The 20,713-nt window shown below is 63.7% G+C and carries 17 protein-coding genes; 5 read left to right on the top strand and 12 right to left on the bottom strand.

The window, feature by feature from the left end:
• Nucleotides 1-130: 130 nt before the first annotated feature.
• Together L2Y94_RS01115 and imm40 are read left to right on the top strand one after the other, a co-directional pair.
• Nucleotides 131-1,102 (top strand): RHS repeat-associated core domain-containing protein, encoded by a 972-nt coding sequence (locus L2Y94_RS01115; protein ID WP_247372415.1) that lies wholly within the window; start codon nucleotides 131-133, stop codon nucleotides 1,100-1,102.
• Nucleotides 1,102-1,446: an Imm40 family immunity protein gene (gene imm40 / locus L2Y94_RS01110; protein WP_247372413.1), complete on the top strand. Its 345-nt coding sequence runs from the start codon at nucleotides 1,102-1,104 to the stop codon at nucleotides 1,444-1,446. Before L2Y94_RS01115 ends, imm40 begins: the two co-directional genes overlap by 1 nt.
• 271 nt (nucleotides 1,447-1,717) lie before the next feature.
• Here the strand turns inward: imm40 and L2Y94_RS01105 are convergent, their stop codons facing one another.
• The 6 genes from L2Y94_RS01105 to L2Y94_RS01080 all read right to left on the bottom strand — a co-directional run bounded on the left by L2Y94_RS01105 (nucleotide 1,718) and on the right by L2Y94_RS01080 (nucleotide 7,421).
• Nucleotides 1,718-2,248: a VOC family protein gene (locus L2Y94_RS01105; RefSeq protein ID WP_247372411.1), complete on the bottom strand. Its 531-nt coding sequence runs from the start codon at nucleotides 2,246-2,248 to the stop codon at nucleotides 1,718-1,720.
• A 62-nt stretch (nucleotides 2,249-2,310) separates the two neighbouring features.
• The gene (locus tag L2Y94_RS01100; RefSeq protein ID WP_247372409.1) at nucleotides 2,311-3,159 is read right to left on the bottom strand and encodes an alpha/beta fold hydrolase; all 849 of its coding nucleotides are present in this window, start codon (nucleotides 3,157-3,159) and stop codon (nucleotides 2,311-2,313) included.
• A gap of 49 nt (nucleotides 3,160-3,208) precedes the next feature.
• Nucleotides 3,209-4,033, bottom strand: a complete 825-nt coding sequence (locus tag L2Y94_RS01095; protein WP_247372408.1) for an oxidoreductase — start codon at nucleotides 4,031-4,033, stop codon at nucleotides 3,209-3,211.
• A complete protein-coding gene (locus L2Y94_RS01090; RefSeq protein ID WP_247372406.1) occupies nucleotides 4,030-4,929 on the bottom strand; it encodes an NAD(P)-dependent oxidoreductase in 900 nt (299 codons plus the stop codon). Before L2Y94_RS01090 ends, L2Y94_RS01095 begins: the two co-directional genes overlap by 4 nt.
• A 235-nt stretch (nucleotides 4,930-5,164) precedes the next feature.
• Nucleotides 5,165-7,081: a CocE/NonD family hydrolase gene (locus L2Y94_RS01085; RefSeq protein WP_247372403.1), complete on the bottom strand. Its 1,917-nt coding sequence runs from the start codon at nucleotides 7,079-7,081 to the stop codon at nucleotides 5,165-5,167.
• Between the two features lie 22 nt (nucleotides 7,082-7,103).
• The gene (locus L2Y94_RS01080; protein ID WP_247375386.1) at nucleotides 7,104-7,421 is read right to left on the bottom strand and encodes an EthD family reductase; all 318 of its coding nucleotides are present in this window, start codon (nucleotides 7,419-7,421) and stop codon (nucleotides 7,104-7,106) included.
• 287 nt (nucleotides 7,422-7,708) lie between these two features.
• Between L2Y94_RS01080 and L2Y94_RS01075 the strand changes: the two genes are divergently transcribed.
• The 3 genes from L2Y94_RS01075 (at nucleotide 7,709) to L2Y94_RS21380 (ending at nucleotide 12,517) form a co-directional block, all read left to right on the top strand.
• A complete protein-coding gene (locus L2Y94_RS01075; protein ID WP_247372400.1) occupies nucleotides 7,709-8,563 on the top strand; it encodes a LysR family transcriptional regulator in 855 nt (284 codons plus the stop codon).
• 214 nt (nucleotides 8,564-8,777) lie between these two features.
• Nucleotides 8,778-10,034: a GGDEF domain-containing protein gene (locus L2Y94_RS01070; protein ID WP_247372398.1), complete on the top strand. Its 1,257-nt coding sequence runs from the start codon at nucleotides 8,778-8,780 to the stop codon at nucleotides 10,032-10,034.
• A gap of 578 nt (nucleotides 10,035-10,612) precedes the next feature.
• Nucleotides 10,613-12,517 (top strand): methyl-accepting chemotaxis protein, encoded by a 1,905-nt coding sequence (locus tag L2Y94_RS21380; protein WP_425602421.1) that lies wholly within the window; start codon nucleotides 10,613-10,615, stop codon nucleotides 12,515-12,517.
• A 106-nt stretch (nucleotides 12,518-12,623) separates the two neighbouring features.
• On the opposite strand, the gene L2Y94_RS01055 is transcribed toward L2Y94_RS21380, so the two are convergent.
• The 6 genes from L2Y94_RS01055 to L2Y94_RS01030 form a co-directional block, all read right to left on the bottom strand.
• Complete coding sequence (locus L2Y94_RS01055; protein ID WP_247372397.1) at nucleotides 12,624-13,094, bottom strand: DUF3617 domain-containing protein; 471 nt, start codon at nucleotides 13,092-13,094, stop codon at nucleotides 12,624-12,626.
• 71 nt (nucleotides 13,095-13,165) lie between these two features.
• The gene (locus L2Y94_RS01050; RefSeq protein ID WP_247372395.1) at nucleotides 13,166-15,202 is read right to left on the bottom strand and encodes an alkaline phosphatase family protein; all 2,037 of its coding nucleotides are present in this window, start codon (nucleotides 15,200-15,202) and stop codon (nucleotides 13,166-13,168) included.
• 203 nt (nucleotides 15,203-15,405) lie between these two features.
• Complete coding sequence (locus L2Y94_RS01045; protein ID WP_247372393.1) at nucleotides 15,406-16,935, bottom strand: multicopper oxidase family protein; 1,530 nt, start codon at nucleotides 16,933-16,935, stop codon at nucleotides 15,406-15,408.
• Nucleotides 16,936-17,158: 223 nt separating this feature from the next.
• Nucleotides 17,159-18,838, bottom strand: a complete 1,680-nt coding sequence (locus tag L2Y94_RS01040) for a bifunctional sulfate adenylyltransferase/adenylylsulfate kinase (protein ID WP_247372391.1) — start codon at nucleotides 18,836-18,838, stop codon at nucleotides 17,159-17,161.
• 26 nt (nucleotides 18,839-18,864) lie between these two features.
• A complete protein-coding gene (locus L2Y94_RS01035; protein WP_247372389.1) occupies nucleotides 18,865-19,686 on the bottom strand; it encodes a sulfotransferase family protein in 822 nt (273 codons plus the stop codon).
• A gap of 12 nt (nucleotides 19,687-19,698) precedes the next feature.
• The gene (locus L2Y94_RS01030) at nucleotides 19,699-20,709 is read right to left on the bottom strand and encodes a LacI family DNA-binding transcriptional regulator (RefSeq protein WP_247372387.1); all 1,011 of its coding nucleotides are present in this window, start codon (nucleotides 20,707-20,709) and stop codon (nucleotides 19,699-19,701) included.
• Nucleotides 20,710-20,713 lie beyond the last annotated feature (4 nt).

Raw genomic sequence — 20,713 nt, 5'->3', positions numbered from 1 at the left:
GAGCAGTTGTGGCTGCATACCCCGTCGCAGCTCGACGGCTACCATCGCGCACAACAGGGCGACAACGCGCTAACCTTCAACTCCGGACCTTACCAATCATTGGTACGGCTGACGGGACAGGGGCGTTACGATGAATCGATCAAGCAGGCCAATCACATGGCGTGGCATCCTTACCTCGCTGCTGATTTTCTCTGCAAGCACGGTGGCCAACGGACAGTCCGCCACCGCGAGGGTAACCTATTACTACACCGATCCTCAGGGTACCGTGCTGGCCACGGCCGATGAGCAGGGAAATATTCTCAGCCGATCTGACTACCAGCCTTACGGCGACCAAGTGCTAGGAACCCCGGCCGACGGCCCCGGCTATACAGGGCACGTCGACGACTCTGACGCTAACTTAGTCTATATGCAGGCGCGCTATTACGATCCGACGATCGGGCGCTTTCTTAGCGTGGACCCTGCGCAGTCCGAGCCAGGTAAGGTATCAGAATTCAATCGATATGCTTACGCTATCAATAATCCGGTGAACAACGTTGACACCGATGGACGTCAGAGCGTTCCACTTGGGTCTTATAGCCAATACTGGCCTGGAAGCGAGGCGGAAAAGCAGAGGAACTATATAAATGGCATGGCTGGCACCCTAATCAGCATTGCCACCATGTCCAACGTCTTCGACGTTGCACCGGCAGGAAGCGGAAGCGGTGCTGTCGCATCTACAGGTTTTCCGTTTGAGTTCACCGGTGCGGCCGCATTGGTAAAGGGAGCAGGGGCTGCGATTGGCCTTGGAACATCGCTAGCAGGCAACTTGTCTCATGACGTGGCGGCAGGAAACTTCTTCCGTAACACGACTTACACGCCTAGAGTCTTGGCCCAAATGAGTCGTGGTCCGGGCGAGTTCCATGCATTCCCGGAGTCCGTGACGGCTTTTGCGAAGGAAGGAACACTGACCAAGTTCACAGGAGGGGACGGAAACCCTTATCAAAAGCTAGAGATTCCAGGGTCATATAGCTCAAGAAGCAACGCATACGATGGCGTGTTTCAATTCATAAAAAATGATCAAGATGAAATCACACACCGCCTTTTTGTTCCGGACAACCCGTGATGAATTATCCTGACGCTTACTCGCAGCTGCTTTCGGAACGAGGCATCCCCATGATGGAGGCCTTCGGTACCGATGACGTCGCCTTAGCCGCCGACGACGCGATTTCCGCAGCCCAGACGCTACTACGGGGAGAATTTGCGATCCTCGGAGGAGACGTGTTCTATAAGACGCCGCAGGGGTTCGAACTTGCTTACGCCAATTGGGACTGCCGTCCGAAGGTTGGCGAGAAGACTGACGCCTTTGTTACCCGATCCATACATGAAACCTGCGACTACATTCGCCGGTTCTCGTCCCCGCCGGATAAGACCGCCTTTTTCGCGCTGGTAATTTCACAGGTTTTCTAGCTTTAGCCCCCATTGCACGGGCCGAGATGGTCTCGCAATCGCCCCACCCATATGAACCGAAGGGACTTACACGCAACACGTTTCTCTGGGCTCCCGCCTGCCTTACTCCGAATCGCCGATACCGAAGTGTTCACCGAAACACTCGGCGAGCATGTCCGTAGTGCCTGCCACGATCCTCACCGCTCTTCAAAAAAAAGACCCACAACGCTGCGGGTCTCTGCAGAAGGATGTTCTCGGACGCAAAGGGCGCCGGGATCGGTGGCAGGTTGGCTCACCCCTCGTCCTGCCACCTGCGCAGCTCAGTCTGGTCGTGATACGGCATGCGATCCGGCGTGGTGATGAACTCCATCGTCGTGCCCCACGGCATCTGGCAATAGCAAACCTTGTTGCCCGGGCCCTTTTCCGTCGCATAGGGGATGGCACGCGGCACCGTGAGAGGCTTGCCGCCTGCCTTCTCGAAGCGCGCGACGGACGCATCGATATCGTCGGTGTAGAGCGCGAAGTGCGTGATGCCGAAATCACTTGCCCGAATGGGCTGAGCCTGCTGCGGTCCGTGCATCTCGAACAGTTCGATGTCGGGACCGGTTCCGATCTTTACCATCGCCTGGGCGCGAACGACGGTGCCGGGGTAGGCGCCTACGGCGCGTTCGAACTCGGGGCCCTGTCGCGGCGGATCCTGCGGACCGAAGGACTGATACAGGAGCTGGCCGCCGAAGGCCTCGATGAGGAAGGCTTTTGCCGCCTCGATGTCGGGAACGGTGATGCCGATGTGGTTGACGCCACGGATTTCAGGTGCGGACATGATGGTCTCCGTTTCGGTTTGAACGTTGGAATAGAAGAGGCCTGCGAACGCATCGCCTCGAATCACTTGGCTCCGATGAACTCGATCAGCGCCGCGGCGACCTCCTCGGGCCGCTCGTCCGCGACGTAGTGACCGCACCGTGCGATCGAGCCGCCCGATACGTCATTCGCGAACTCGCGCAGCATCGGCACCATCCGCGGCCCGAACCGTTGTTCTCCGCCCAGGGCGAGGACGGGTATCTCGATGGGGCGCTTCTTGTACTCCAGCGCGGCCGCGTGATCGGCGGCGAGCGTCCGATACCACTCCATGCCGCCACGTGTCCGTCCGGGAAGCGCCATGGCTTTCGCGAAGATATCGATGTCCGCCGTGTCGAAGCTGCCGTGGTCGTAGAACCGCTCGGCCATGAACGCCGAGATATAGTCGTACTCGCGGCCGTGGATCATTCGCTCCGGCACGTCGCGGCTCATATGGAACGAGAAGTGCCAGAGCTTTGCGATCGTCTCCTCCCATCCGCTCCAGCCCGGCAGGGGAACGTCGAGCACCGCCAGATGAGTGACCGCGTCGCGAAACAAGGCCGCCTGGGGCAACGCGACCATGCCGCCGATGTCATGCCCGCACACCGCGTAGCGATCATGGCCCAGCGAGCGCATGACTTCATGGGCGTCGCTCGCCATCGTCGCCTTGTCGTAGCCGTCGAGTGGGCAATCGGAGAAGCCGGCTCCGCGCAGGTCCATGGCGACCACGCTGAAATGCGCGGCGAGCCGCGGCATCACGTGATGCCATTCCCACCAGGTTTCGGGCCAGCCGTGGAGCAGGAGTATGGGAGGGCCCTCGCCGCCGGTGACGGCGTTGATCTTGATGCCGTTCACCGGAATCAGTTGTTGGCTAAAACCCTGTAACGTTGGATACATGGTCGTACTCCATCAAAACGTGGCATCCGAAGCGCCCGGGGGCTCGCGCTCAGGGCCTGTCGAAATCGGTATCGATCGATACGTCGCGCCATGCATCGATGTCCTTGCGGAAGGCGGCAAGCTTGCGCTCGGCGATTCCGTGGGCGACTGGACCGAGCGGAAGATGCAGCGGCGGCTCCTCGGCATCGACGGCCTGCAGGATCACGGCCACGGCCTTTTCGGGATCGCCGGCCTGACGGCCGTCGTTCGTCTCGCGGTAATGGCGCCTCGAACTCGCGGCGTACGCGGGCATCTCGTTCGCCGCCATGGTGATCGAACGGCCCAGGAACTCGGTTCGGAACGGTCCCGGCTCAGCCAGGATCACCCGCACACCGAACGGGCTGAGTTCACCCGCCAGCGCTTCGGATAGGCCTTCGACGGCGAACTTGGTGGCGTTGTAATACCCACCCCCGCCGCTGCCGGCGATGCCGGCTCCGGAAGACATGTTGACGATCGTGCCGCCATGGCGCCGCAGCGTCGGCAGGACGGCTCTCGTCGTCTCGATCAGGCCGAAGACGTTCACCTCGAACAGCGGACGGTATTCGTCGGGCGTGCCCTCTTCGATCGCGCCGAACAACCCATAGCCGGCATTGTTGACGAGGACGTCGATACCACCGAACGTCTCCAGGGCCTTCGCCACGGCGGCGTGCGCCGATGCCGCATCGGTCACGTCGAGCGGTAACGCGATCATGCGCCCCTCGAAGGGAAGCGCCATGTCGCGAAGGTCGTCGACCTTCCGGGCGGTGGCGACCACCCGGTCGCCACGCCCTGCCGCCGCAAGCGCGAGTCGCCGACCGAATCCGCTCGAACAGCCGGTAATGAGCCAAGTCTTCACGCGTCGTGCTCCACGTTCCGAGGATGCAGCGATGGCGCTTCATCGCCGCGATGCGGGACTTCCGCCATGACCGACCAGTCCTTCTCTCCAAGACCCGCCGAGACGACGCCGGCCAACCGTTCCCGAACGACATCGAGCATCGGCAACGCACGACCCGCCTCCTCGCTCAGCGCACTTGCGAGGCGCATGTCCTTGAGCGCGAGTCTGGCCTTGAACCCGGGCTCGAACCTGCGCTCGGCAATCTGGGCGCTATAGCTTTCGTAAGCACGGCCGGCGAACAGCGTGCCGAGGATGAGCTCGAAGAAATCGGCGCGGTCGAGACCCACGCTTTCGGTCAGCGCGATGCCCTCGACCATGGCTTCGATCGCCATGGCGATCATCATGTTGGCCGCGAGTTTGGCGGCATTGGCCTGAGCCGGTTCGACACCGAGCTTCCACACCTTTTTGCTGAGCGGCGCGAACACGGGCTCGATGGCGGCCACCGTCTCGGGCTTGCCGGCGGCCAGGATGTTGAGCTGTCCGCTTGCTGCGACGTTCGGCCGTCCGAGCACCGGTGCGGAAACGTAACCAAGCCCTGCCTCCTCGTGCAGGCTCGCCAGCTCCCTTGCAAACGCGACCGAGATCGTGGAAGTGACGACGTGGATGAGTCCTCGGCGAGCACCCCGAATCAGGCCGGCGTCGACCACCACCTCCCGGATCGCCACATCGTCCGACAGCATGGTGAAGACCACTTCCGCCTGAAATGCCTCCTGCGGACTGCCGAGCAGCCGGACTCCCGGTATCGTGTCGGGGGAGACCTCACTGCGATTCCAGGCAAGCACCTCGTGTCCGGCCTTGACCAGGTTGAGGGCCATGGCGGTACCCATGCTGCCAAGACCTATGAATCCAATCTGCATATCCGTCTCCGTCGCATGTGTGAACGAGCGGGCAAGCGGAAGCGAAACCCAATGGCTTCCGGCTCGTCGATCGGTCGATGGGCGCGGCTTCGCGGGAAGGAAGCCTGGTATCGATGTCGACACCAACGCGGTCGGCACATCGTGCCGATGGATTCAAATTATCAAGAACACAAATGATCGGGAACTGACAAACAGGAAAGCTCGGCGTGCAAATTCGTTCGGCCGCGGACGTTCCTTACGGGCTGATGGCGGTCGACGATGGAACGACAGGCAAGAGCACGGCGCTCGCCCCTTGTGCCCCGTGTTCGATCGACACCGTCGCCGGCCGATAGTCGTCGGGCCCGGCAAAGAAGATGTTGGGAACGTAGGTCTGCGGATTCCGGTCATACAGCGGGAAGAGCGACGACTGCACCTGCACCATGATCCGATGCCCCGGCAGGAACGTGTAATTCACCGTCGGCAGGCGGAAGGTGTATTCCTGCACGACACCCTCGGGGATGGCGCTCGGATGTTCGAAGCTCTTCCGATATCGCCCCCGGAAGATCGCGAGGCTTATCGGGAGCTGATAGCCCGAGAGTGCGGGTTCGTCCGCATTGCTTGGGGGATACACGTCGATGACCTTGACGACGACATCGGTGTCGCTACCGGTCGTACTCAAAAACATATCGGCGACCGGCGCCCCCTCCACACGCACGGGCGCGTCGAGCACCGGTGTCTGGTAGCTCAGCACGTCTGGCCGGGTAGAAACGAAGCGCTGATCCTGCACCAGCCACGTCGCCCAGCTTGCGTGGTCGCCCATCCTGACCGGAAGCGGCTCGAACGGTACCGGCTTGCCGGGATCGGAGACGTAGCTGTCGTGACCCGTGGCCGGACGATTTCGCGCGAGGCCGCCCTTCGGCTGGAGATACATGGGCGTGAGTTCGTCGGGGCCCGCGCCGGGCCAATCGGCGAACCGTTCCCATCGATCCTCCGCCGGGTTGTAGATGATCACGTGGGGCGTGGGCTGCGAGGGCTTCCGGTCGCGCAGATACGTGTCGAAGAACGGCAGCAACACCTCGCGCCGAAAATAGTCAGCGGTGTCGCCACTCCACTTCAAGGGACCCAGCGCATCGGCACGACCGTTGACCTGGCTGTGATACCAAGGCCCCATGGCAAGGTGATTGGTCGCCGCCATGCCCTCCGCCTTCAGTGCTTCCCAGGCGTGGACGGCCCCGTAGATGTCCTCTTGATCCCATAAGCCTTGCAGCCACAACGTCGGAACGTTGGAGGGATGCGCGGCGATGATCTTGTCGAGTGCCTGTCCCTGCCAGAGCGCATCGTAGGAAGGGTGGGTCGACAGGCGTTGCCACCACGGAAGCCGGTCGATGCCGTGGGCCGCGGCATAGGCTCCCGCCGAGCCGGCATCGAGCATCTCCTGATAGTCGTCGCGACCCGTGCGAAGAATGGGGCCGCCCTTGCCCTTCGCGCCGGTCTGCTCGGCGAAGTAGTCGAACATCTTCTGACGGAACGCGCCGTGCTGGAACCAGTCGTCGCCCATCCAGCCGTCGATCATGGGACTTTCGGGCGCGGCCACCTTCAACGCCGGATGCGGATGCAGCAGCGCCATGACCACCGCCCATCCGTCGTAGGACGATCCGATCATGCCGACGCGGCCATTGCTTTCCGGGACGTGCTTCACGAGCCAGTCGACGGTGTCGTAGGCGTCCGTCGTGTCGTCGGTCCTGGTCGGGTTGAGCGGACCGATCGGCGGCCGGGTCATCACGTACGTGCCTTCGGAACCGTACTTGCCGCGGATATCCTGGGCGACGAGGATGTAGCCATGATCCGCCCATACGCGGTCGCCCGGGAAAAGCCGGTCGCGGAGTCTGGCGCCATCGGTCGACAGGAACGAGTTGGCGTCGTAGGGCGTCCGCTCGAGCACCATCGGTGCCCCGTTCGATCCTCGCGGAACCACGATCACCGTGTGCAGCTTCACGCCATCGCGCATCGGAATCATCACCTCACGCTTGACGAAGTCCTGGTCGACGGCGGGTTGTCGCCAATCCTTGGGAATGTCACTGCCGACCTGGACGGCGCTGACCTGTGCTACCTGCGCTTCCGTGGCGTGGAAGAAGAGAAGTAGCGCCAGGGCGGCAAGTATCCGGGATGGCATTCGCGTGTCCTGAAGGTGAGGGTCAGAGGGGTGCCACTCGAACGCGTGCGGGAGACAGGTCGGTGAACATGACCACGTCCGCCATGACGGACGCGGCTTCTTCCGACGTGAAGGCCGCCTGGATGGCGGCCTCGTCACGAAAGACGCATTCGCATATCGCCAAGGTTCCGGCGTGGCCGACCGACGGGAAGAAGGCCGACGCGCCCAGCAAACCATATTTCTCCCATGCACGCATCACGAGGGAAAGATGGGTTTCTTCATAATAGGCGCGATCGAAGCGATCACTCGGGACGCCGACGTAGGTCACGTAGACCGACACGCGCATATCGTTATCCGACATCAAGGGATCTCCATGCCATCGCCTTGGTACTCAGCCCCATGGCAAACGGCGGATCAGGTTCAGGGTTGCGGCCGTGGTACCGGCCATCGAACTCACTGCCGCCATGATGAGCCGTTCGTGGACGCCTGAGGACTGTCATGGCTGCAGGTTCGGCTTACACTTATGCACGCGACGATGGCGCATCCCTCGCTTGCCCTTCTTGAAAGCCGCCTCAAGGCACCCTGTCCAGCTTGCCGACCGAGTCCGGCTGTTGCATATTCCCCCCACTTCCCGACTAAGGCACGTGCATGGAATGGAGCGACGTCCGCATCTTCCTTGCCGTGCTCAGGAGCGGATCCTACGGTGAAGCGGCACGTCGCCTGGGGGTAAGCCATCCGACCGTGGGTCGGCGCATCAAGGTGCTCGAGGACGGGGCGGGCCAGGCCCTGTTTCGACGAACGTCCGACGGGCTCGTCCTGACCGATGCCGGCGACGGTATCGTGGCGGCTGCCGAAGCAATGGAGCAGTCCGCGCTTTCGGTGGAGCGTCGGCTCTCGGGAAACCACGAACGCCTGGAGGGCGTTCTTCGCATCGGATGCGCCGAGTGGTTCGCGGGCTACGTGCTCGCACCCGTGTTCATGGAACTGGCCAACCAGCACCCCGCCGTCGTACCTGAGGTGATCGCGGGATATCGCCTGTCGGACCTCGCCCGTCGCGATGTGGACGTCGCGTTCCGTCTCGTGCCGTTTACCGAGCCGGACATCGTCCAGCGTCGCCTGATGCGAATGCACTACGGGCTCTATGGATCGTCCACCACGATAGAACGGATGACCGACGACCCCGCATCCGTCGGACTCATCTTCATGAACGAAGCGCAGTCGCATTTCCCCGATGTCGCGTGGATGCGGGAGCGATTCCCCAAGGCGCATCGCACGTTTTCCAGCACCAGCCGATCGGTGCAGGCGCAGATGTGCCTGCAAGGCGCGGGGCTGGCGGTGCTGCCCCGTCCCTTGGGCGACGCGACGGCGGGCTTGGTGCGCATCGATGCCGACGGATCGCCCCCAGGCAGGGATATATGGGTGGGATACCACCAGGACCTCAAGCGGATGGACAGGCTGCGCGCATTGATCGAACTGGCTGACGCCATGCTCGCGACCGAGTGAGACGTTCCGGATACCCGGTGATGTCTCTTTCCATAGCCTGTTCGCGGTTGCCGACGGAGCGAGGCATTCCCATGAGGGAAACCTTTCATACCGATACTGTGGTCGGTGTATATCGGTTACCTCTTACCCTTCGGAGAGGGTCGCTGTAGCAAGCTTCGTAACCGATATACTGCGAACCAAGGCCCGCTTCCGGGCTGCTGTGTCGGGGACCCGCGTGGAAACGCTCGCAAGGCTCGTGCATGCCGGCACCTTGCTCATCGTCAATGCCGTGCTTGCATCGCTGTCGTGCGCGATCTTTCTTGCGCTGCGCTGGTCGTTACGCCATTCCGGGCGTACGACGGGGCTAGTCCTGTGGGCGGCGAGCCAGGCGTTTTTCGCCGGTGGCTTCTGCGTCCTGACCCTTCCCGCTTTCCACGTCGATTTCTCCGGCCTTACCCTGCTGGGCAATCTGCTCATCGACCTTGGCACGGTAGCCTCGTTCACTGCGGTCTGGACCTATTTTTCGCGGCCACGCCGCTTCTGGCGCGTCATCGTCATCGCCACGGCCATCGCCATGGTGGAGACCGTTCTGGTGATGCTCGGCGGTGAGGACCTGCGGGTCATGGTCACCGTCGGGGGAAGCCTAAAAGCGATCCTCACGTTTGCTACCGCCTTCATGCTCTGGCAATGCCCGGACGCCGACCAAAGGGTGCCCGCAAGGGTGGCGGCGGGGTTCCATGTGTTCTGGGGTTCGGCGCTTCTGATCCGGGTGGCGTGGTGGCTGGTTCACCCCGCGGCGGAGAGCATGCACGACGTGACCTCCAGCTTCGGCCTGCTCGCACGGCTGGTCTTGACCTGGGCGATTACGCCTTGCTTGTTGTGGATGATGAGCCGTCGCTTCGACGCTGAGTTGCGGCGCCTGGCCCACGAAGATGCACTCACGGGTGTCGCGAACCGGCGGGCGATGTGGGCGGCGGCCGAGCGATCCCTCGCGCATGCCGCGTCGACGCGATCACGCTGCGGCGTATTGATCGTGGACGTGGATCATTTCAAGGGCATCAACGACCGGTTTGGCCATCCCGGCGGCGATCAGGTACTGGTCGCCCTTGCCGGTGTCCTGCGAGTCGCCGTGACTCCACCCGATCTGGTGGCCCGCATCGGCGGCGAAGAGTTCATGGTGCTGATGAGGGATACCGACCCCGCCGCGGTCGCGCGGATGGCCGAAGGGCTTTGCCGTGCCGTGGAAATCAATCCATTCGCGGTGGACGGCATAACGCTCCACTGCACCGTCAGCATCGGACACCATGTCGCGGAACCCGGTGAAACATGGAACGATGCCGTCGCCCGCGCGGACCGGGCGCTCTATATCGCCAAGCTTCGCGGTCGCAATCGAGCGGAGGTGGCCGATGAACTGAATGGTCGCTCAGCAGCGGGATTGAAAGAACGACCAGAAGCAGATCGCTCACCTCCGCTCACCCAGGACAATCGGTGATACACCTTCCCACGCTTCGGAACTGGATTTCTTCGACATGGCAAAGGCAAAAATCGGTGCATTGAATGTTCGTACATGACAGCCAGGTCCTGGCCTATTCGGCGGACTCGCGATCCGGCGAAGTGCTGCTACACCTCCGCGAGGGCCCAGAGGGTTCACCGCTATTCGACTTGAGATTCCACGGCGTTGTCGCCCACCAGTTTCCTTACCCGCTCATGCCGTCCTGGGTCTATGACTTGGCGACGGTAAGTGCCGATGAACTCCTCGAGCGCGAGTGGACCGCTATCGCCGAAGGATTCCGGCTGGTGGGGTGGCCGGGACATTGGGCCGACTCGCTAGCGAGTGCCCAGGCCTATTGCCGACGGCGGGGCGTGACCGGCTATGACCTCGAAACCAGTTATGGAATGACGGGTTGGGTGCTGGCTAAGTCCGTCGAGCGCACGAGTGTCTAAAGGGGAGTGGGCGGACGGTTGCGAATCACCGCTCCATGAGATTCGTTAAATGTCATAAAAACGCCTCAAGCGCGGAAAGAACCGGCCGATGAAGGCTGTCCCAGCCTGCCGCGACGCCCCCCCCTAATGAACGCCTTCCGCTCCACCCAGTCCCGCGGTATCGCTCTGCTCGCTGGCTATTTCATCCTGCTCGTCGCGCTGACCCTCGTGATGATCCATACGTTCATCACCCCGGAGCTGCGCCGGTCCGAAGCGGCCCTGGTCAGCCGTAACGTGAACGAGATCGGCGTGGTGATCACCACCAAGCTGCACCAGGTGGAGGCGCAGCAGCGCAGCATCACCCAGGCCGTGCCGCTCATGGATAGCGCCGCGATCGACCGCCTGCAGCCCGGCCTGGTCGACCAGTACGGCGATCCGGACGTATTCGGCGGCGGCATCTGGCCCCTGCCCTTCAAGCGCGACCCGGCCAAGGAGCGCGACAGCACGTTCTACGCGCGCGACGCTTCCAACCACCTGCAGGTGAACACGCACTGGAACGAGCCCACGGCCCTCAAGTACTGGGAACAGAGCTGGTACAAGAATGGGCTGGATGCGCCGAAAGGACATTGCCTTTGGGCCAATGCCTACAAGGACGACGCCAGCGCCCAGCCGCGCACCAACTGCGCCATGGCCATCTACAAGGGTAACGATGTCTTCGGCGTCGCCACCATCGACGTCACCTTGGGCTTCTTCAATCACCTCGTCGCCGACATGGAAAAGCGGGTCAACGGCCAGATACTGATCGTCGAAGCCAACGGCACGATCGTCAGCAACAGCACCTACATCAAGGACGATATCGTCCTGAAGAAGCTCGCCGATGTCGCCGGCTCGTCGCCCATGGCGGCGGAAGTCGCCCGCGTCATGCCGAACCTGAAACACGCGCCCTTCGAAACCGATTACGACGACCAGGGTGCGCGCACGTTGTTCATGCAGCCGATCGCCGGCACGCCGTGGTTCATCGCGACGAGCCTGCCTACGGCGCTGATCACGCAGCAAAGCTCGCAGATCCTGCTGCGGCTGGCCGAGGTGCAGTTGCCGATGGCGTTGCTGTTGGTGGCCGCGCTCATCGTGGGTATCCGCCTGCTGATGAAGCAGCTGGGCGTGCTGCGTACCAACATCGATACGCTCAAGTCCGGCGATGCCGACCTGACCCGGCGCCTGCCGGAAGGCAGCGGCAGCGAGTACAACGCCGTGGTCGCCAGCTTCAACGCGTTCGTTGAACGCTTGCAGGGCATGATGCGGCAGATCCACGGCAGCACCACCGCCATCGCATCGGCCGCCACCCAGATCGCCAGCGGCAACATGGATCTTTCCCAGCGTACCGAAGAACAGGCCAGCTCCCTGGAGGAAACTGCGGCGTCGATGGAAGAGCTGACCGCCACCGTGCGTCAGAACGCCGATAACGCGAAGCAGGCCAATACCCTGGCCCGCGATGCGGCTGGCGCAGCGCAGCGCGGTGGTGAGGTGGTCGACCAGGTGGTCGAGACCATGGATGCGATCAGTGCCTCGTCGGCGCGCATCAACGAGATCGTGGGCGTGATCGATGGCATCGCCTTCCAGACCAACCTGCTCGCCTTGAACGCATCGGTGGAAGCCGCACGTGCCGGCGAGCAAGGCCGCGGGTTCGCCGTCGTGGCGGGCGAGGTGCGTAACCTCGCGCAGAGTTCGGCGAAAGCTGCGCGCGACATCAAGCAGCTTATCGCGGGCGCGTCCGACGATGTGGCGCGTGGTGCGGAGCTGGTGACGCACGCCGGCACGACGATCCGGGACCTCACCACGCACGTACGCCACGTGGCGGCGTACATGGACGAGATCATGGCCGCCAGCCAGGAACAGAGCCAGGGCATCGACCAGGTCAGTCGCACGGTCACCCAACTGGACGACATGACCCAGCAGAACGCGGCCCTGGTCGAAGAGGCCGCCGCGGCGGCGAAGGCCATGGAAGACCAGACCGTGACGCTCAAGGCCGTGGTCGGGTCGTTCCGGCTGTAAAGGCTAACGCCATGGAGACGAGGTACCTGCGCGCCGATGTCGGGTACGGGCCTGTCGTTCGGTGTCCCGGCGCGTCCGACACACGGGCGTCGTCGTGGCCGCCGCGCTAGTCCTGTGGACTGGTGCAGGCGGCATAACGCTGACCTTCCACCTGCGTGACCTCGCCGCGGCCCTCGACCGTGACGCTGCCGGTGTAGTGCTTGGCGCTGTCGAAGTCCACGCGCGCCGACGCCGCCGGAGCCCCCTTGCAGGTGAGCTTCCACGCCAGCGAGGTACTGCGGCGTTGCTGGTCCGTGGCGGCGCACTCGCCCTCCGCCGGTGTCCAGGCGGCGAACGTGGTCCAGGGATCGGCGCCTTCATCCACGCAATGCCATTGCACCTCCGGCGCGCCGGCCTTGCCGTTGCTCACGTGGCGGACGAGAATCTTCCACAAACCGGGCATGGCGCCAAAGTCGCCGGGATCGGCGTGGACCGGTGCGATCGTGGCCAGGGCGAAGGCACACGCGGCGGCGGCGACCCGCCGAGTCAGGCGCATGGCGGCGACCCGCCGCCTGGCCAGGTGAAACGTCATCATCATTCGACTCCTTGCCTCACCAAGACCCCGCCCGCTTCCGCGGGCAGGGTCCGGATCTCGCGAGCTGCCGGCGATCAGTCGGCGATCGCGGTGACGTCGCTGACGTCCTTCCGGGTGAAGTTGAACATGTCCATGAGGTTGCCGATGGCCGGTGCGTTCACCGGCACATAGGGGTTCTTCCTGAACGTCACCGGGTTGGGCAGGTTGTCGCGACTGCGCGCCGAGATCTGATCCTTCAGCTTCCAGTTGGCCTCGACGAATTTGTCGAACGAGACATGGTCGTAATAGGTATGCACCACCTTGCCGCCCTGGGAGTATTTCGACACCACCAGCAGCGGAATGCGCGTGCCGTCGCCGAAGAAGTCGATCGGCTGGATGTAGCCGGAGTCGTAGTAGCCGCCGCCTTCGTCGAAGGTCACCATGATCGCGGTGTCGTCCCACACCTTCGGGTTGGCCTTGGCCATCTCGACGATCTTGCGCACGTAGCCTTCGAACAGGTCGAGCTTCGACGAGGCCGGGTGACCGTCCAGGATGCCGTCCGGCTTGGCGATGGAAACCGCCGGCAGCGTACCGTTCCTGATGTCGTCGTACAGGTCGTTGAGGTCCTGGTTCTTGGCACGCAGTTCCGGGTTGGTCATCACCTGGGTGGAGTACAGGAACGGATCGCAGATGTTGCAGAAGGTGCCGCCCTCCCCGTCTTCCTTGCCGCCATCGAACCCTTCGCCGTAGTACTTCCAGGACACGTGGTGCTTCTCCAGCAGCAGCGCCAGGTTCTCCTGCATGGTCGGCGGAATGGTGAACTGGTCGTCGCCCAACGGAGCCGGCGTGCCGTCACCTAGGTAGCCCGGGTTGTAGTTGTTCACCAGGTAGTAGGCCTTGGCCTTGCAGTCCGTGCCCTTGAACGTTTCGTACGGCAGCGAGCGCAGGTAGTTCCTGATCTGCTTCACGCCCGGCTGGCTTTCGTCGGAGCAATTGACGTACGAACCGCCACTGTAGCCGTCCTGCACCCACCAGTTGTTGGTACCGAACTGCGCATCCGGGTTTTCGATCTGGTTTTCCGGCGGGGTGGCCGGGTGACCGCTGGCGTCGGCGTAGTAGATCAGGGTGCCGAAGCCCAGCATGATGTGGTTGGCACCCGTGCCGCCCATGACCGACTGGTGGAAGTTGTCGCTCAAGGCATAGGTCTGCGCCAGCTCCTTGAAGTAAGGCGCATCGCCCTGGGCCATGTTGAGGAACTGCATGGCCGTGGCGCCTTCACCGGTGGTCTGATCGGTGAAGTTCGCGGGCAGCGCCTTGCCGTTGCTTCCTGCGCCGATGGTGGTCTCGACCCAGGGGAACAGGTCGTTACGACAACCGCTGGGGTTGTCCGGCGTGGCGGCCCTGGTATCGCAATCGAGCTGTTGCCACATCTGGAAGAAGCGGTGCACGGGGCTGTTGGCGTAGGCGTCGTAGCTGATCGACGCATGCATGTCGACCGGCGCATTGGCGAGCTTGGCCGGGAAACGGGTATCCACGACGCGGTTGGGCAATCCCGTGCCGCCGGAGGCCAGCATGTCGTAGGTATCGTCGGGCAGGGCCGGCTCGACGGCCTGCGCCTGCGCCGCGGACGCAAAGGGCGCCGTGGTGGGCGCGCCACCGGTGTTCATTTGCGGAAGCGCCTTGTACCGGCCCGCCTTCTTCGGCGACATGTCGAACTTGCCGGTGCTCGAAGCCATGAACTGCGCGGCACGATCCACGTTCGGGCCCGGCGTACCGTCGGCGTTGACGATGCCCTTGGACAGAAGGTTGTCCACCGACTGTCCCTTCGGTGCGGTGTAGGTGCCGTACACGTGGTCGAACGTGCGGTTTTCGCCGATCAGCAGGATCACGTGCTTGATCGGCGTGGCGGTGTCGTCGCTGTTGTCCTGACCAGGGTGCGGCTTGTGCAGCACGACGATGCCGCCGGGAAGGCCGACCGGATTCTTGAAGGGAGCCACGGGCACGTTCTGGCGGAACGTCGCATCGTGATCGGGTGGGGCGGTGTCCTGTGCGCTGACGATGCCGGCAAGGCCGACGGAAAGCGCACCCATCAACAACGGCGAAAGCCGTGTGCGGCGCAACCAAGTAAACATCGTGAATCTCTCCCTAAGGAAGTCGTCCCCCTGATGCCTGTCGACCAGGTTCTGGATGGCCCGTCGACTTCCGCGAGCATCGGCCCCGCATGTGACGAATCGTTGTCGCGCGGGAGACAATGCACGAGAGCGTGATGACGGCCACGCGTCAACGCAAGATATTGCGGACAATCGTGAGTTCCGCGGCGTGGCATCGAACGCGCTCAGACGAGTTCGTAAGGACGCATCATTTCGTTGTCCTCGTGTTCGAGGTAATGGCAATGCCACACGTATTTGCCCGGCTCGCCGTCGAAGCGGGCGATGATGCGCGTAACCATCCCGGGATCGCAGCGCACGGTGTCTTTCCAGCCGGCCTCGTGCGCGGCCGGTGGTATCGACGGCCCGGTGAACTTCAGCTCCTTGCGGGCGTTCCACGCGAAGAGGTCGAAAGGGCGGCGTTCCAGTAACTGGAAGCGCACGAGATGAAGGTGGATGGGATGCGCGTCACCGGTCACGTTGACGAAGGTCCAGGTTTCGACCGTACCCTTCTTCGGCTTTTCGCTGATGGGATCGCTCCACATCTTCCCGTCGAGCAGCATCGTCATCGGATTGCCGCCCGAGTCGTCCTGTTCGCCCAGCGCAAGCACGCGATCCTGCACCGCCGTGGAGGGATCGATTCGCTCGACCGGGCGCAACGCGGCGGGTACCACCGAGGTATCGCGGCGACCCTTGGCGCGAACGCGAAACTCGACGATGCCGTCGGCCTGATGGCGCAACTGCACCGATCGGCCCGCATACGCACTGAAATCGACGATCACCTCAGCACGTTCGGCGGGATAGAGTTCGATGGCCAGGCGGGCGGTGGGCGCCGCCAGCAGCCCCTGATCGCTGCCGATCTGCTGAAACGGCTTGCCGTGCGACAGCGACAGGTTGAAGAAGCGGGTGTTGGCCGCATTGATCAGCCGGAAGCGGTAGCGGCGCGGTTCCACCTCGAGATACGGATACAGCTTGCCGTTGCAGAGCACCGCGTCGCCGCGGCACTCGGGCACCCAGGGCGCATCCGGATCGTCCGACACCGGGTAGTAGAGCTTCCCGCTCGTGGCGAGCAGGCGATCGTAGAGCATCAACGGAATGTCGAATTCGCCCGAGGGCAGTCCCAGGGCCTGCTCGTCGTCGTCATGCACATGGAAACTGCCGAACAGGCCCGCGTAGATATTCAGGCGCGTGATGCCCATGGCGTGATCGTGGTACCACAAGGTGGCGGCGTCCTGGTCGCCCGGATAAAGGGCGGTCACCGATTTACCCGGCACGTACCAGTCTTCGGGCCAGCCGTCGTTCGGTGCGGAAACGCGCGCGCCGTGCACGTGGGTGATGGTGCGTACGTCGGGTTTGGATTTCTCCGCGCCGTGAATGCCATGATCGATCGGCAGGAAATGCCGGATCGGAAGCTCGTTGGCCCATTCCACCAGCACCGGCTCGCCACGTCGGGTCACGATCGTGGGGCCTGGCGTCGACCCCGCGTAACCCCATTGCGGCGTCGGCGGCAGATCCCGATGCACCCTGGCGCTGAACGCTCGCATCGGCATCCGGTAGAACGGCAGCTCCCGGTCACCGAAACCGGCATGGGTACGCTTGCCCGTTGGCGAGGCGACCGGCGGCACCGGCAACGCATCGACGAACTTCGCCATGGTCACCGGGTTCACCAGCGGCACGTTCGGCGCCGCCAGGGCCGGCATGGCCATCCGTTGCTTCATCGGCATATCCATTGCCCGAGACACGCGCCACGGGTCGACGAAAACGCACGCGCCGGCGAATCCGCCGGCGACGCCCAGGAAACGGCGTCGGGAATGGTCCATGGGAACGATCGCTGATGACCTGTCGAGCAGCCCACCGTAGGTCGCCCGAATGACAATGACGTTTCAGTTCAGGTCGTCGGTCATGCGTAACTTTTTGCGGGGAACTCGGCCTTGAATCGGTCTAGACGATCAGCTGTCGCCCGCGAAGCGCGACGACGATTCGGGCGGCAAGATCCGCAGGGGTTTCTTCCGCTCCGTCCAGGCGAAGATCAGGAGCTTCGGGCGCCTCATAGGGATCGCTGACGCCAGTGAAGTGCTTGAGCACTCCGGAACGCGCCTGCGCATACAGGCCCTTGGTGTCGCGCGCTTCGCAGACCTCGAGGCTCGTGCTGACGTGTACCTCGATGAAATCGCCATGGGCCTCGACCAGCGCACGGGCCGCTTCCCGGTCGGCGGCATACGGCGCAATCGGCGCGCAGATGGCGAAACCACCGTGGCGCACGATTTCCGAGGCGACGTACGCGATCCTCAGGATGTTGGCGGAGCGGTCCGCGCGTGAAAAGCCCAGGCCTGCCGAGAGCGTCTTCCGTACCTCGTCGCCGTCGAGCAGGGTGACCTGTCGCCCCGCATTTTCGAGAATGGCGGCCCTAAGCGCTTGCGCGATCGTCGACTTGCCCGCCCCGGACAGTCCGGTGAAGAAGATGGCGCATCCCCGATTCTCCGGACGCGGGAAGCGCCGGCGGAGGATGGCTTCCACTTCCGGATAGGTAAACCATTCCGGGATGGGACTGCCTTCGCGCAGGTGCCTGCGCAGTTCGGTTCCCGACACGTCGTTCATGGCTTCGCCGGGCTGCAACTCGTCGGTGGGGATGTAAGCGTGCCGGGCGGGTGAATAGACCATGGGCGCGAAGGGAAGCACCGTGATGCCCAACTCGTCGGCGTAAGCCTGGACCAAGGCCTGCGCGGCCAGCGGCTCATAGAACGGCCGCCCCGATGCGTCCTTTCCCGGCCCCGCGTGATCACGCCCGACGATGAAGTGGTTCGCCCCGAAGTTCTTCCGGATGATCGCGTGCCAAAGCGCTTCGCGCCGGCCCGCCATGCGCATGGCCAGCGGGAGGACCGACAGCTTGACCGCCTCCGCGGGATAGTGCGCCAACAAGGCCCGATAACAGCGGACGCGTGTGTACGTGTCGATGTCGCCGTCCTTGGTGCGACCCACGACAGGATGCAACAGGAGCTTCCCATCCACCGCTTCCATGGCTCGCCGCGTCAGTTCCACGTGCGCGCGGTGCAACGGATTGCGTGTCTGGAAGGCGACGATGCGATCCCAGCCACGTTCGGCGAGATAGGCGCGCATCTCCCGGGGAGTGGTTCGCAGGTCCGTGAAGTCGTAATGGGCCATACGTTGCAGGCCGCGAACGCGACCGCCGAGGTAGACGTGACCCCGCCGCAGCACGTCCGCGACACCCGGATGCCGGCGATCCAGCGTGCCGTACACCCTGGACGCTTCGCGCTCTTTATCCGGACGAAAGATATCGCTCAGGGTAAGCAACGCGTACGCGGTGCCCTGGACGTCTCGCAGCACGACATCCTGCCCGACCGACAGCGACGCCGCGACGTCCTCGGCGACATCGAGCGTGATCGGCATCGGCCAAAGCGTGCCGTCGGACAGGCGGAGGGTTTCGACGACGGCGTCGTAATCCCCCTGCCCCATGAATCCTTCGAGCGGCGAAAACGCCCCATCGAGCAACAACTCCAGATCGCAGAGCTGTCGATGATCCAGCACCACGCTGGGCAGCGCCCCGCATGCGCGCCTCGCTTCGAGCGCCTCCCCTTCCGGCAGGTACAGCTCCTTGAGCACACCCCCATGCGGCGCGATCGGCATACTCAGACGATGGTCACCTGGTTGACGTTGTTCTTCGGGTCTGCCCAGAACGCCTCGTTGGCGAAACGCCCGAAGACCTCGCGCGGCAGAACCGGCGCTCGCTCGACGGCCTCGACCTTGGCACGGACGACATGCAGCCCGGGCATGCCCACGCGCGCGTCGAATTCGTCGGCGCTGTACTGGATGTTGTCGAAGTCGTGGTCGAACCAGGGCTCGCCCAGGAATTTATAGACCGCACGCATGGCGGCTTCCGGATCACGCACCAGGCTCTCGTAGGTAAGCAGCAGCAGGTGGTCTTTCGCGTATTCGCCGTAGAACGCCTCCTTCGTCGCCTGGTACGCGAAGCCGACCATGCCGCGCGGATCCGTCAATGCCTCCACGCGCGAATACACCGTCGTATTCGTGTCGAAGCGAAACACCTTGCTGACGCTCACCGGTTGCTTCTGCACCAACCGCTCCATGCTGTCGAGCACCCAGGCCAACTGGCGTACGCAGGCGATCACCTTCACGCCGGGGAAAAGCGCATTGAGCAGGCCCATGCGGCTGCACCACAGGCGACTCATGTCGAACACCGCCTCGGGGCGCGTGTCGACCGAGTAGAAGTTCTCCACCAGTCCGCGCAACACGGCCACGCGCTGTTCGTCGGTGACGTCGAAGGCGAAGTCGTTCTTGCTGCTGGCCTCGGCCACCACCACGCCCATGATGTCGGCCAGGGGACTGGTCATGCCGGCGCGGAAGCGCGGGTTCTGGTTGAGGATGGCGGCGAGCAGCGTGGTGCCCGCGCGCGGCAGGCCGGAGATGAAATGGAACCGGCGCTCGGACATGCGGTGCTTCCTCTATCGGGGTGCGGGCGCCGTGGATGCACGCAGGCGCATTTGGTAGTCGACTTCGACCATGCGGGGCTCGCCCTTGCCGAGCAGGCCCAGCAGGAGTTCTTCCGTGGCACGCTTGCCCATGTCGCGCACCGGCTGGTGCACCGTGGTAAGCAGCGGCCACACGCGGGTGGCGATGGAGGTGTCGTCGAAGCCGCAGATGGATACCTCGCCGGGCACCTGTACGCCTGCCTCGGCGGCCGCCCAGATGGCGCCGACGGCCATGTCGTCGTCGGCCGCGAAGATGGCCGTGGGCCGCTGCTTCAGGCGCAGTAGCTGACGGGCCGCCTTCACGCCGGATTCGAAGGAAAACTGGCCCTGCACCATGTAGTCGGCACGCTCCTCGATCCCGGCCCGCTTGAGCCCGTCACGGTATCCCGCGAGGCGCCATACGCCCGCGCCGTGCTTCGGGTCGCCGATGATGTGCGCGATGCGGCGGTGCCCCAGGGCTACCAGGTGATCCACCATCGCGGCGGCAGCCTCCCGCTCCTGCAGGATGACGCCGGCGATGCCCTTGGACTTGTGTGGCGCGATGGACGCGAACGGTAGCCCGGTGGCGCGCAGGTGCCTCAACAACGCCGGATGGTCGGTGATGGGCGGCGTGAGGATCAGGCCGTCCGGGCGGTGCCGCCACAGGATGCCTTCGACGCGCTCCATGAAGTCCCGCGCCTTGGAGTCCAGGGGCTGCACCATCATGCTGTACTGGTGCGCTTCGCAGGCCTCCTGTACGCCCGCCTGCACCTCCATGACGTAGCTGGGCGACAGGTTGTCGTAGAGCAGCCCGATCATGAAGGAACGATTGGACGCCAGGCTGCGCGCCGACGCGAGCGGTCGGTAATTGAGCTCGGCGACGGCGGCCATCACGCGGTCGCGCACTTCCTCGCGCACGCCCGGCTCCTGGTTGAGCACGCGGGAAACGGTCTTCTTCGACGTATCGGACGCACGAGCCACATCGTTGATGGTCACGCGCGACATGAAG

The sequence above is a fragment of the Luteibacter aegosomatis genome (assembly GCF_023078455.1).
Lineage (GTDB): Bacteria > Pseudomonadota > Gammaproteobacteria > Xanthomonadales > Rhodanobacteraceae > Luteibacter > Luteibacter aegosomatis.
Note: the sequence above shows the minus strand (reverse complement) of the source record. Positions and strands in the feature narration are given on the sequence as shown.